The sequence below is a fragment of the Coxiella endosymbiont of Ornithodoros amblus genome, from assembly GCF_019425495.1.
Lineage (GTDB): Bacteria > Pseudomonadota > Gammaproteobacteria > Coxiellales > Coxiellaceae > Coxiella.
In genome coordinates, this window is sequence record NZ_VFIV01000012.1 from 19,976 (window position 1) to 32,424 (window position 12,449).

The following is a 12,449-nucleotide window of genomic DNA, read 5'->3' on the forward strand; positions in this document are numbered from 1 at the left end:
GCTGCTGTCCTCGAAAATCAACGACTTTTGGCTCAGCCTAGCGAATTGATGGCAGACTTTGTTTTAAAAACTGTTTCGTCTTCGTCGTCCCCGCTTGCGCGGGGACGACGAGTTTTAAGTCTTTCTGTCCACACACTCACTCAAGAGGCAAGGACTAATTTATCAATCATTCTCCAAACCAATATCAATCGCCAACGAACGGATTTCTTTTACTAATACGTTAAAAGACTCTGGCATGCCTGCATCCATTCGATGATCGCCGTCGACGATATTTTTATACATGCGCGTGCGGCCAGCTACGTCGTCGGATTTAACCGTCAACATTTCCTGCAACGTATAAGCCGCTCCGTAGGCTTCCAATGCCCACACTTCCATTTCACCGAACCGTTGACCGCCAAACTGAGCCTTCCCACCAAGGGGTTGCTGCGTCACTAAACTGTATGATCCTGTAGAGCGCGCGTGCATCTTGTCATCGACCAGATGGTTAAGCTTCAGCATGTACATATAACCGACGGTAACCGGCCGATCAAATTTTTTGCCGGTTCGACCATCGTACAATACGGCTTGGCCGGACGTGGGAAGATCTGCCATTTTCAGCAACTGCTTAATTTCTTCCTCAGTCGCTCCGTCGAATACAGGCGAGGAAATAGGTACGCCTTTTCGCAAGTTTTTCGCCAACGTCATAATTTCAGGATCCTCCAATGCCTCTAAATCAAAGCGCTGGGTCTTACTCAAACCGTAAATGGGTTTCAATAACTTACGCAGCTCTTTAGCGTCTGCGCCCTTTTGAATCATTTCACCAATTTTTTTTCCTAATCCCTTCGCGGCCCAACCCAGATGAGTTTCCAGCACTTGACCGATGTTCATCCGCGACGGTACACCTAAAGGATTAAGAACGATATCCACCGGCGTTCCGTCTTCTAAATAGGGCATATCTTCGATAGGGACGATGCTGGAAATGACACCTTTATTACCGTGACGCCCTGCCATTTTATCACCGGGTTGAATGCGTCGTTTTACAGCAAGATAAACTTTCACAATTTTAATGACACCCGGCGCTAAATCACCGCCTTGGGTTAATTTTTGTCGTAAGTCTTTTAATTTAGCATCTCGCGTTTCACGCAATTCTTTAAAATATTCGTGAGAAGCTTCGAGCCGCTTAGTGGCAACATCGTCTTGAAAACGAATTTCAAACCATTTCTGTCGGGGCAAATCGACTAAGTAATTTTTCGTAATTTTCGTTCCCTTAGTGAGTTTATTTGGTCCACCCACAGCAACGCGTCCTGTCAGCAATTTTTCCAAATTTTCAAACAGCGCATCTTCCCGAACCCGTAGCTCGTCATTGAGATCTTTTTCAACTCTCGACAATTCAGCTTTTTCTATTTCTAAAGTCCGTTCGTCTTTCTTAACGCCTTCGCGAGTAAAGATACGAACGTCAATAATGGTTCCGGTAATACCGGGTGTTACGCGTAACGAAGTATCTTTTACGTCTGAAGCTTTTTCACCAAAAATGGCGCGTAATAATTTTTCTTCTGGTGTAAGTTGGGTTTCTCCTTTAGGAGTGACCTTACCGACTAAGATATCACCGGCATTAACTTCAGCACCGATGTGGACAATGCCGGACTCATCCAATTTCGCCAACACACTTTCACTGACGTTAGGAATATCCGAAGTGATTTCTTCCGGCCCTAATTTAGTATCGCGGGCCACACAGGTAAATTCCTGAATATGGATGGTGGTAAAGCGATCTTCTTCCACCAATCGCTCAGAAATCAAAATGGAATCTTCGAAGTTATATCCGTTCCACGGCATAAAAGCGACTAATAAGTTTTGCCCCAGCGCTAACTCACCGATATCGGTGGAGGGGCCATCCGCTAATACGTCTCCTTTTTGAACTTTATCGCCGACTTCTACAATGGGATGCTGATTAATGCAGGTATTCTGATTAGAGCGAGTAAATTTCGTTAGATTATAGATATCCACACCGATGTCATCATCGTTTTCCGTTTCTTTTCGGTCTACGCGAACAACGATTCGCGAAGCGTCAACGCAGTCAATGACACCGCTACGCTTAGCAATGACCGTTACCCCTGAGTCCACTGCCACGGTACGCTCCATACCGGTTCCCACTAACGGGGTTTCCGGCCGAATGGTGGGCACGGCTTGGCGTTGCATGTTTGATCCCATCAATGCACGGTTAGCGTCATCGTGTTCCAAAAAAGGAATTAACGCAGCAGCAACGGAAACGATTTGTCGCGGCGACACATCCATATAATTAATCTTATCGGGTGTCGTTAAAGTAAACTCCCCTTTATACCGACAGGAAATTAAATCATCAACTAGCTGTCCTTTTTCATCGACATTGGTATTAGCTTGCGCAATGTAATAATCACCTTCTTCAATAGCTGACAAATACTCCGTTTCATCAGTCACTACACGATCAACGACCTTACGATAAGGCGTTTCTAAAAATCCATATTCATTAGTCCGAGCAAAAACAGCTAAAGAATTAATCAACCCAATATTAGGACCTTCGGGCGTTTCAATAGGACAAACTCGACCATAGTGCGTCACATGCACGTCACGTACTTCAAACCCTGCACGTTCTCGCGTCAATCCTCCCGGTCCCAAGGCGGATACACGTCGTTTATGAGTGATTTCTGAGAGTGGATTATTTTGATCCATAAATTGCGATAGTTGGCTTGAACCAAAAAATTCTTTAATGGCTGCAGAAACAGGTTTAGCGTTTACTAAATCCTGAGGCATGAGGTTTTCGACGTCGGCCAAACTGAGTCTGTCTTTAACGGCGCGCTCCACCCGCACAAGACCAACGCGGAATTGATTTTCCGCCATTTCACCCACACTTCGGATACGTCGATTTCCCAGATGATCGATATCATCGACATTACCTTTACCATCACGAATATCAACCAATACGCGCAATACATCAACAACGTCTTCTTTGGATAAAACATCCAATCCGGTTAATTCTTTGCGGCCTACACGGCGATTAAATTTCATTCGTCCCACTGCCGATAAACTATAACGCTCCAGCGAGAAGAATAAATTTTCAAACAAACTTTCTGCCGCTTCTTTTGTAGGTGGTTCGCCCGGGCGCATAATGCGGTAAATTTCCACGAGTGCTTCAAGTTGGTTGGTCGTGGTATCTAACCGCAAAGTATCAGAAACGTACGGACCGCATTCGATCTCGTTGATATACAGTGTATCCAACAACGCCTTTTTTGTAGCGCGTAAGTTTTTTAATAATTCAGCGGTAATTTCTTCATTCGCGTGCACTATGACTTCGCCAGTTTCTTCGTCAATAATGGTTCTCCCAATGACTTTGCCATATAAATAATCGTCGGGCAGTTCAAGTTTATTAATTTCTGCTTTTTCAATGAGGCGAATGTGGCGCGCTGAAATTCGACGATTGGCTTCAACGATAACTTTACCTTTTTTATCTTTTATTTCGACAACCGCAAGCTCGCCTCGTAACCGCTGCGGAATCAAATCTAAGGTAAGGCTTTCTTGGTTAAGATAAAAGCGATTGGTTTTATAAAACATATCGAGGATTTGCTCGGTATCATAACCAAGCGCGCGCAAAATAACCGTGGCCGGTAACTTTCGCCGACGATCAATACGCACAAATAAACAATCTTTAGGATCAAATTCAAAATCTAACCACGAACCACGATAAGGAATGACTCGGGCAGAATATAATAACTTTCCCGATGAATGTGTTTTTCCTTTGTCATGTTCAAAAAAGACGCCGGGGGAACGATGGAGCTGTGAAACCACTACGCGCTCAGTCCCGTTAATAACAAGACTGCCCGTCTCTGTCATCAATGGAATTTCGCCCATGTAAACTTCTTGCTCTTTAATATCTTTGATGGCTTTTTTACCGGTAGGGGCTTCTTTATCGTAAATGACCAACCTCATCTTGACTTTCAAAGGAGCCGCGTAAGTCAATCCCCGTAATTTACATTCCTCAACATCAAAAAGAGTGGATTCTTCTCCTAAACTGTAACCCACGTATTCAAGCACTACATACCCAGAATAGCTGGTAATAGGGAAAACAGATTTAAAGGCAGCATGCAAACCGTTATCTTCGCGTTTTTCTGCGGCGATATCTTTTTGCAAAAATTTTCGATAAGATTCTATCTGTGTTTCTAATAAATAAGGCGTTTTTAATATTTCGACTTCGCGTTTCCCTAAATTGACGCGCGCGCGTCTTTTCTCAGGATAAGAAATCGTAGCTAAATTATTGCTACTTCTACTGTTCGCTTGCGCCATGTACACACCTCATTTTAAACTAACTAAACGATGATACTAACACCGTTCTCGCAAAAGCGAGAAGTCAGAATGCCACTAGGTATTCTTTCCAATGGAGGCCCCGCCTCCGCGAAACCACCGTGGAGCACTCAATAAGCATTGGGCGAGTCGACTATTCCAACTCAACTTTGGCACCTGCTTCTTCAAGCTCTTTCTTAATTTTTTCCGCTTCCTCCTTAGAAACGACTTCTTTCACCACACTTGGGACTGATTCCACCAAATCTTTGGCTTCTTTCAATCCAAGACCCGTAATGGTGCGGATAGCTTTGATGACGCCAATTTTATTGTCACCAAAACTGGCCATCTTTACGTTAAATTCTGTTTTTTCTTCAACTGCAACCGTTTCGCCTCCAACTGCCGGTTCCGCCACCGCAATAGCTGCTTGAGCAGAAACACCAAATTTTTCTTCCATTGCTTTCACTAAATCCACCACCTCCACGACGCTCATATTGCCGACCGCTTCTAAAATGTCATCTTTTGATAATTGTACCATTATTATTTACTCCAAAAAGTTTACTATAAGTACTAAGCTGCTTTTTGATCGCGCACAGCTGCCATGACTCGAATAACCTGAGCAATAACTTCATTAAGGGTGTGGACCAATTTAGCCACTGGCGCCAATAGTACAGCCGCCAATTGACTCAAGGCCTCCCCACGAGACGGTAATCGCGCGACAGATTTCAATTTCTCTGCCGGCAACAATTCACCATCCAACACCAAGCCTTTTACTTCCAGGCTTTCATGTTCCTTAATAAATTTTTCAATCAAACGAGCAACAACACCAGGTTCCTCTTGTGAAAAAAACAACACAATGGGACCTGTTAGCACTTCTTCGAGACAGGCACAGGTTGTCTCTTTAAATGCCCGTCGCGCCAGCGTGTTGCGATACACACGCATATGTACGCACGCTTCACGAGCGCTTTTTCGTAATTCGGACATTTCAGAGACTGTTAAGCCGCGATAATCAGCAGCCACCGCAGAAACCGATTCATTGGCAATGTCTGTGATTTCCGCAACCATTGCCTTTTTCTGTTCAAGATTTAAAGCCACTGTCTCTTTCCCCCCGTTGTTATTACAAAGAAATAGCTCTTGCTATTTCCACCGTTTCGGTGACAACCTATTTGGTAAGCACCGCCTGCATGAGCAGCACACCTAGACGTGCTTTTAAACCATCAGGTACCAACGGTCTTCGACGGCTAACGTCAATGACGTCTACCGGCCGAAATCTTTTCTAACGTCATCCCTCCTCCACATACCTGTATTCCGCTTCGCCCCATACAGGTTACCAATTCTGGATGTTGCACAATTAGGATCCTACTGTTGTTTGATCTATAGCTATTCCGGGACCCATTGTGCTTGATAAGGTTAATTTCTTTAAATATGTTCCTTTAGCTGCGCTCGGTTTAACTTTTTTGATATCATTCAATAAAGCCAGGAAATTTTCCTCCAGTGCCTTTTCCTCAAAATCCATCTTGCCAATAGTGCAGTGGATAATACCATTTTTATCAGTACGATAGAGAACTTGGCCTTGCTTGGCATTCTTCACCGCCAAAGCGACATCCGTGGTTACCGTGCCTACTTTTGGATTGGGCATTAAACCCCGCGGTCCCAATACCTGGCCCAATTTACCCACAACTCGCATGGTTTCGGGGGTTGCTATTACCACGTCAAAATCAATATCCCCGCTCTGGATGCGCTCAGCGAGATCGTCCAAGCCAACGATGTCCGCTCCAGCGGCTTTGGCTTTTTCTACATTATCCCCTTGAGCAAAAACAGCTACTTTCACCGTGTGCCCACTTCCGTGTGGCAAGACGGTGGCGCCACGAATAGCCTGATCGGACTTGCGAGAATCGATCCCTAAGTTAATCGCTACATCAATGCTTTCATTGAATTTCGCTTTTGCGCATTCCTTTATTAATTTGATAGCCTCTGAAAGAGGGTAAGCTTTATCACGCTGCGCCTTTTCGGCGTTGGTTTTTCGTCTTTTCGTCAGTCTTGGCGCCATTATTCAACCCCCTCTACGTCGATGCCCATGCTGCGCGCTGTTCCTGCGATGGTGCGGATAGCGGCCTCTAAATCAACCGCGGTGAGATCGGGTGTTTTCATTTTAGCGATTTCCTCTAATTGCTGACGCGTCGCTTTACCTACTTTTTCCATGTTAGGGCGCGCACTGCCGCTTTTACTTTTAAGCACAAACTTTTTCAATAAAACAGAAGCGGGCGGCGTTTTAGTAATAAAAGAAAAAGTGCGATCTGTATACACTGTGATAATGACGGGAGTCAGCAAGCCCTTTTCAATATTTTTGGTTGCCGTATTAAATGCTTCGCAAAATTCCCGGATGTTAACGCCATGTTGGCCCAACGCTGGGCCCACCGGCGGACTGGGATTGGCTTCACCGGCTTTTACTTGAAGGCGAATATAGCCCGTTATTTTCTTTGCCATAATTTTCCCCTGGGTTCAATCGCTCATCATCTGTTATTCAATGAGCTCCCCAATTGCTTTTAAAAAATCTCGGCCGAAAACGCCAGAGATTTTACTTTAAACGCACAGATTTACTCTATGCTCCTAACTTTTTTCGACCTGACTAAATTCCAATTCGACCGGCGTCGAACGTCCAAAAATAAGAACTGAGACTCGCAAACGATTTTTTTCGTAATTGACGTCTTCAACCACGCCATTGAAATCGGCGAACGGGCCTTCAATTACACGAACGACTTCGCCAGGCTCAAAAAGCACTTTCGGTTTGGGTTTGGCCTCCCCTTCTTCAACCCGTCGTAAAATTTGTGCTGCATCTTTATCAGTAATGCCCCCAATAAAACGTACTACTTGGGGTATGTTTCGTACTAGGTCCGAGGTTTTATCATTCATAATCATTTGCACTAAAACATAACCTGGAAAAAATTTGCGTTGGCTTTTTCTTTTTCGCCCACTTCGCATTTCCACCACTTCTTCTGTTGGAACAATAACTTTACCAAAGAATTCATTGAGTTCTTTTAGATGGATATGTTCTTTAAGAACTTTAACGACGTAATTTTCGTCACCCGAATAAGTGTGTATTACATACCAACGTTTTTTTTCTTCGGTCATCTTTTAATAAACTCCTCAAAACCCCAGCGCGATCAACAAGAACAATAATTCTTCGGACGCGAAATTTATTATCCTCTTTGTCCAGCCATCCATCCGATAGCCCACATAAATAAACTATCAAGGCCCCATAAAATGAGGGCCGTAATTACAACCATCACAATAACAACCAACGTTGTTTGAAGCGTCTCTTGACGAGTCGGCCAAACTACTCTGCGCAATTCCGTCCGCGCACCTTTAATAAAACCCAAAGCCCTTCGTCCTTTGTTAGTTTGTGAAGCGATCGCCAATAATATCACAAGAACAACAATCCCAACGGCTGCACGAATAGCCACCACTACTTGGCTATAGTAAAATTCAGCTACAATCACCGCGACTAAAAGAACAACAATTAGCAGCCACTTTAAGCCATCGAACCGTGATTTTTTTTCTAGCGTTACACTTTGTTGGGCCATAAATTTTCTCTTATCTACTGCTTCAGAGAGACAGCTCTCGTTGGCAGGCCAGGAGGGAATCGAACCCCCAACCTGCGGTTTTGGAGACCGCTGCTCTGCCAATTGAGCTACTGGCCTAAACAGAAGACAGTGAATGGTACCGGCTCTTCGCCGCCACTAATTTCAATTGTTGTATCAACAACAAAACGTTTCTCTCTATTATCTTCGCAGTCTTCTGCAACCTCCGATTATTCAATAATCTTCGTTACCACTCCTGCTCCTACCGTGCGGCCGCCTTCCCGTACCGCAAATCGTAACCCTTCGTCCATCGCTACCGGCGCAATCAATTCAACCGTCACTTTCACATTATCTCCTGGCATCACCATCTCTACCCCTGCCGGTAAACTCAATAACTGGCCCGTCACGTCCGTCGTGCGAAAATAAAATTGCGGCCGATAGCCTTGTAAAAAGGGCGTGTGGCGACCGCCTTCTTCCTTCGATAACACATAAATCTCTGCCTCAAATTTCTTGTGCGGCGTGATCGATCCTGGTTTCGCCAATACTTGACCTCGCTCCACTTCTTCGCGTTTCGTCCCTCTCAATAAAATCCCTACGTTGTCACCCGCTTGACCTTCATCTAGTAATTTGCGAAACATTTCAACGCCCGTGCACGTCGTCTTCGTCGTTTCCTTGATCCCCACTATCTCTATTTCGTCTCCCACTTTGATGACCCCTCGCTCTACGCGTCCTGTCACCACCGTCCCTCGGCCCGAGATCGAAAACACATCTTCTATCGGCATTAAAAATGGTTTGTCTATCGCTCGCTCCGGCTGCTGGAAATACGTGTCCATCGTTTCCACTAATTTGATTATCGAGGACTCGCCAACCTCACTCTTATTATCACCTTCTAACGCCTTTAACGCTGAGCCCACTATAATCGGCGTATCATCGCCCGGGAAATCATAACTGTTCAATAAATCCCTCACTTCCATTTCCACTAATTCCAACAACTCTTTGTCATCCACCATGTCCGCTTTGTTCAAGTAAACTACTATGTTCGGAACACCCACTTGCTTGGCCAATACAATGTGTTCCCGCGTTTGCGGCATCGGGCCGTCTGCTGCGCTCACCACCAATATAGCTCCGTCCATCTGCGCCGCTCCCGTGATCATGTTCTTCACATAATCCGCGTGGCCTGGGCAGTCTACGTGCGCGTAGTGGCGTTTGTCACTTTGGTATTCCACGTGCGACGTCGCTATCGTGATCCCACGTGCACGCTCTTCCGGCGCGTTGTCAATCTGGTCAAAGGCTTTCTTTTCACCACCGTATTTCTCCGACAACACCTTCGTCAACGCCGCCGTTAACGTCGTCTTCCCATGATCCACGTGCCCAATCGTCCCAACGTTCACATGCGGCTTCTCTCTTACAAATTTTTCCTTCGACATGAAGATGACCTCCGAAAAAACGATTAATAAAATAATAATTCTTAAGGCATTACAGTAAGTCTCGCTACCAGTCTGGAGCCCACAACCGGACTCGAACCGGTGACCTCTTCCTTACCAAGGAAGTGCTCTACCGCCTGAGCTATGTGGGCAGAGCGGGTGATGGGAGTCGAACCCACGCTATCAGCTTGGAAGGCTGAAGTTCTACCGTTGAACTACACCCGCTTTTCAGAAGACAGAAGACAGTGAAGGTGATGCGGTTTCATCGCAATATATTTTTTATGTCGCGAAGCGACACAGCGATCTGTCTTCTGTCATCAGTCCTCTGTCTTCTGATGTGGAGGGGGTAGGATTCGAACCTACGAAGGCTGAGCCGTCAGATTTACAGTCTGATCCCTTTAGCCACTCGGGAACCCCTCCAAATACACTTACCTACTCAAATCAAAAGATTAAAGAACCCTCTCGGGCTTTTTCACCGATGCCATGCACAAATCACCTCAAAAATCAAGCGTGATATTGTGCGTAACAATACAGTGGATGTCAACCTGAATATGGAAAAAGAAAAGCTTGGTCAGCCTAGGGCCCAATCAAAATAATGGATGCTTTTGATTGGGGCTTGGACAGCGAGAGCCGCCATGTAGCCTTTTGCGCTGCGAAGAGGAGAAAGCGACCATTGAGCTGGTGCTTCCGGCTCGCCTTGGACCCATAAGAGGGCATCCTTTTCCGCTTTTGCATCCGTTGTGAATTTCTGCAAATGGAAAGATAATCCCTGACCAATCGCTTTTATGTAAGCCTCTTTCAATGTCCAAATTCGATAAAATCCTTCAAGCCGTGCTTCAGCGGGTAATTCTTTCAACGTTTGGCTTTCTTCAGGCGAGAAAAACCGCTCAGCGATTTGCTCGGCGTGAACACCCGGTTTCATAAATTCGATATCAATACCAACCTCCCGATTCCGCGTTATCGCGCACAAAGCGAAAGCACGTGAATCTGAAAGGTTAAATTGTAGTGAGGGGCTGTCCTTAAGATAGGCTTTTCCATGATGGTTATAACAAAATCGGACTCGTCCTTTTAATTCCGGTAAATAGCTCACTAAGATAGAATGCAACGCTGCATGCGAGGTTACAAAACGACGCCGATGTTCGGATTGCATAAAACGATCAGCCCGCGCTTGCTCTCCCGGCGATAAAATTTTCCATTTCTTTTCGATTCCTTGAGTGGGACGGTCTAAAAAGACACACCACACATGTACATCGCCTTCAATAAGCGAAGGCTTTTCCTCAATAATTTTCCAAGTATTACTCATCTACGTGATTTTATCGCTTTGCCACCCGATACATTTGTCCATTCGCAACGTTAAATAAAATCTAAATCCCATAGCGAGCAATAAAACAAACCTGTATAATAAAATATACTCCCTCAAAATAGTAATGTTTATCCGCTTCCAAATCTTTTTCGATAATGGTTTTTATCTGGATGATAACATATGGTACACATAAAGTTTATAACTCAAAATAATAATAAATAGAATGATCCCGACATAAAGCATTACGTTTAATTCGTATTGACTAGAAGTGACATTTCATATAATCAAACTTTGGTCTGCCGCTGTTGAGGATGGCATAGTATGGGATACAGTGAACCCCATAGTGCCAAATAAGTCCCATGATCGCTAATGCGCTTGACCAAAAACAAAAAGTGTACCACCTAACTAAAAAAATTACTTAACAAAGTTAATATTATCCCTAGATAAGCAAAAATAGATCCGAAATATTCTCGGGGTGGTGATTATAGCCAGTTAACCACACACCCACGGCACGGATAACTAGATTATTAAGCGGATAAATCGTGGCGTCTTTAGAGTAAGTAATGTTGTATAGCCTTTAATGCGATAAAGCACCAAAAGAGCAGCGAATGAAAAAGCAATCGTCAAAAATACAGTGGCAATGTAATAGATTTTTCGACCTAATTCACGCAGATCTCCTTCGGTTCTTCCCTAGATATAAGCTGAACCGTGCATGAGTACCATTAGAAACAGAAGCTGTCCACGATCAAATTCCAAAACTATTAATAACTCAAACCAACTTCCCGTATAATAATCTTGAAATAGGGAATCAAAATGAAAAGGAAATTCTAGCAAGCAGTTGGCAAAAGCCAACACAAAGAAAAATACTGGCACGATGGAACTAATTGAGTAAAGGGACATCCCGTAAGCGCCACCAAATAGGGCTCGGCAATTTTCCTGGATAATCATAGCCTGGCGGGCGCAAAAAAGAGGCGCATGATAAATAATAAAATAAAATATACCTGAAAACGCTATGCTATAAACCACCGGCAAATGACGAAAAACCGCCACCCACAAATAAAATCCAAGTGAGATTATCACCCCAGATGGGTGCACTCGTATTAAGAAAAATTCGTCACTGCGTTTCATTGCGAAAAAAAAGCATAATCATAGTGGCACCAAAATCAAAGCCAGCGGTGTTTGCATAGACAACTAAATTGAACCAATGATCATCCATCAAACTACTTTCAAAGTCGTTTTTTTAGCTTTCAAAATAATAACGCCCGCTCTCTAAACTGCTGCGTTCGCGACGGACGTACTTAAACATTAAAAATAATTTAATAACAAATAATGACGAATAAAAAGCAATATAGCCTAATAAATTCATCATTACAGTCGATACGGATATTTTCGCTCACTCATAAAAGTCGACAATATTTCATGTACACTTCACGTGTTGACGACCACTTTCTGTCAGAATCCATCCGAATTCAGCACCTAAAAAAGGCAATAGAATGGCGTAAAGTTCACAGCGTAAAAATAAGCGGTCCTGCGTGAGTGTATTGCAATAACAATAAAAAACCAAAAATTAATAATAAAAGCATCAGTCCAAAAAGCCTAAACATAAATCGGAAGGAGCAAAAAGCAATAGCCATGTTAGGAAATAGTATCGCAACGCGTTTCCGCTTCAATTTCCGCCATGGTCGATTCACAACACGAAGATTATAGCGATCTAATAAAAACCAAAATCCTTGCTCTGAGCGGGAGCTGGCCAAAAAACCTTTTAGTCAAACACCCAAACCGCCATGTCAAAGACCTTCTTTAATATCACATTATCACATTATAAATATGGAATCGCTTGCTTTGAAAGCCATG

10 protein-coding genes, 4 tRNA genes and 1 pseudogene are annotated in these 12,449 nt (G+C 44.1%); all 15 read right to left on the reverse strand.

The annotated features are described in order from the left end of the window. Positions 1 to 162: 162 nt before the first annotated feature. On the reverse strand, positions 163 to 4,299 hold the full coding sequence (gene rpoB, locus FIV31_RS02830) for a DNA-directed RNA polymerase subunit beta (RefSeq protein WP_280123735.1): 4,137 nt from the start codon (positions 4,297 to 4,299) through the stop codon (positions 163 to 165). 145 nt (positions 4,300 to 4,444) lie between these two features. Then, on the reverse strand, positions 4,445 to 4,825 hold the full coding sequence (gene rplL, locus FIV31_RS02835) for a 50S ribosomal protein L7/L12 (RefSeq protein ID WP_280123736.1): 381 nt from the start codon (positions 4,823 to 4,825) through the stop codon (positions 4,445 to 4,447). 32 nt (positions 4,826 to 4,857) lie between these two features. After that, entirely contained in the window at positions 4,858 to 5,382 is a 525-nt protein-coding gene (gene rplJ / locus FIV31_RS02840) for a 50S ribosomal protein L10 (RefSeq protein ID WP_280123737.1), read from the reverse strand. Between the two features lie 256 nt (positions 5,383 to 5,638). After that, positions 5,639 to 6,337 carry a 50S ribosomal protein L1 gene (gene rplA, locus FIV31_RS02845; protein WP_280123738.1) on the reverse strand — a complete coding sequence of 233 codons (699 nt, stop codon included), beginning with the start codon at positions 6,335 to 6,337 and terminating at the stop codon, positions 5,639 to 5,641. Beyond that, positions 6,337 to 6,774, reverse strand: coding sequence for a 50S ribosomal protein L11 (gene rplK, locus FIV31_RS02850; protein ID WP_280123739.1), 438 nt, complete (start codon positions 6,772 to 6,774; stop codon positions 6,337 to 6,339). Before rplK ends, rplA begins: the two co-directional genes overlap by 1 nt. 123 nt (positions 6,775 to 6,897) lie before the next feature. Next, positions 6,898 to 7,419 carry a transcription termination/antitermination protein NusG gene (gene nusG, locus FIV31_RS02855; protein ID WP_280123740.1) on the reverse strand — a complete coding sequence of 174 codons (522 nt, stop codon included), beginning with the start codon at positions 7,417 to 7,419 and terminating at the stop codon, positions 6,898 to 6,900. A gap of 68 nt (positions 7,420 to 7,487) precedes the next feature. Beyond that, complete coding sequence (gene secE, locus FIV31_RS02860; RefSeq protein ID WP_280123741.1) at positions 7,488 to 7,871, reverse strand: preprotein translocase subunit SecE; 384 nt, start codon at positions 7,869 to 7,871, stop codon at positions 7,488 to 7,490. A 41-nt stretch (positions 7,872 to 7,912) separates the two neighbouring features. Continuing rightward, a tRNA-Trp gene (locus FIV31_RS02865) sits at positions 7,913 to 7,988 on the reverse strand. Positions 7,989 to 8,098: 110 nt separating this feature from the next. Then, the gene (gene tuf / locus FIV31_RS02870; protein ID WP_280123731.1) at positions 8,099 to 9,295 is read right to left on the reverse strand and encodes an elongation factor Tu; all 1,197 of its coding nucleotides are present in this window, start codon (positions 9,293 to 9,295) and stop codon (positions 8,099 to 8,101) included. A 73-nt stretch (positions 9,296 to 9,368) separates the two neighbouring features. Continuing rightward, positions 9,369 to 9,444, reverse strand: a tRNA-Thr gene (locus FIV31_RS02875). 2 nt (positions 9,445 to 9,446) lie between these two features. Further along, a tRNA-Gly gene (locus tag FIV31_RS02880) sits at positions 9,447 to 9,517 on the reverse strand. A 113-nt stretch (positions 9,518 to 9,630) separates the two neighbouring features. Next, positions 9,631 to 9,712: transfer RNA gene (locus FIV31_RS02885), tRNA-Tyr, on the reverse strand. Between the two features lie 151 nt (positions 9,713 to 9,863). Further along, the gene (locus FIV31_RS02890; protein ID WP_280123742.1) at positions 9,864 to 10,595 is read right to left on the reverse strand and encodes a 4'-phosphopantetheinyl transferase family protein; all 732 of its coding nucleotides are present in this window, start codon (positions 10,593 to 10,595) and stop codon (positions 9,864 to 9,866) included. Positions 10,596 to 11,285: 690 nt separating this feature from the next. Further along, on the reverse strand, positions 11,286 to 11,645 hold the full coding sequence (locus FIV31_RS02895; protein WP_280123743.1) for a cytochrome d ubiquinol oxidase subunit II: 360 nt from the start codon (positions 11,643 to 11,645) through the stop codon (positions 11,286 to 11,288). Between the two features lie 190 nt (positions 11,646 to 11,835). Continuing rightward, positions 11,836 to 12,325: pseudogene (locus tag FIV31_RS08450) on the reverse strand (cytochrome ubiquinol oxidase subunit I); the annotation flags it as partial. Between the last annotated feature and the right edge of the window lie 124 nt (positions 12,326 to 12,449).

What these genes read in the sequence shown, in the direction of transcription:
- secE (WP_280123741.1), bottom strand. Translation starts at nt 7,871, where the DNA reads ATGGCCCAACAAAGTGTAACGCTAGAAAAAAAATCACGGTTCGATGGC.
- nusG (WP_280123740.1), bottom strand. Translation starts at nt 7,419, where the DNA reads ATGACCGAAGAAAAAAAACGTTGGTATGTAATACACACTTATTCGGGT.
- tuf (WP_280123731.1), bottom strand. Translation starts at nt 9,295, where the DNA reads ATGTCGAAGGAAAAATTTGTAAGAGAGAAGCCGCATGTGAACGTTGGG.
- rplK (WP_280123739.1), bottom strand. Translation starts at nt 6,774, where the DNA reads ATGGCAAAGAAAATAACGGGCTATATTCGCCTTCAAGTAAAAGCCGGT.
- FIV31_RS02890 (WP_280123742.1), bottom strand. Translation starts at nt 10,595, where the DNA reads ATGAGTAATACTTGGAAAATTATTGAGGAAAAGCCTTCGCTTATTGAA.
- rplL (WP_280123736.1), bottom strand. Translation starts at nt 4,825, where the DNA reads ATGGTACAATTATCAAAAGATGACATTTTAGAAGCGGTCGGCAATATG.
- rplA (WP_280123738.1), bottom strand. Translation starts at nt 6,337, where the DNA reads ATGGCGCCAAGACTGACGAAAAGACGAAAAACCAACGCCGAAAAGGCG.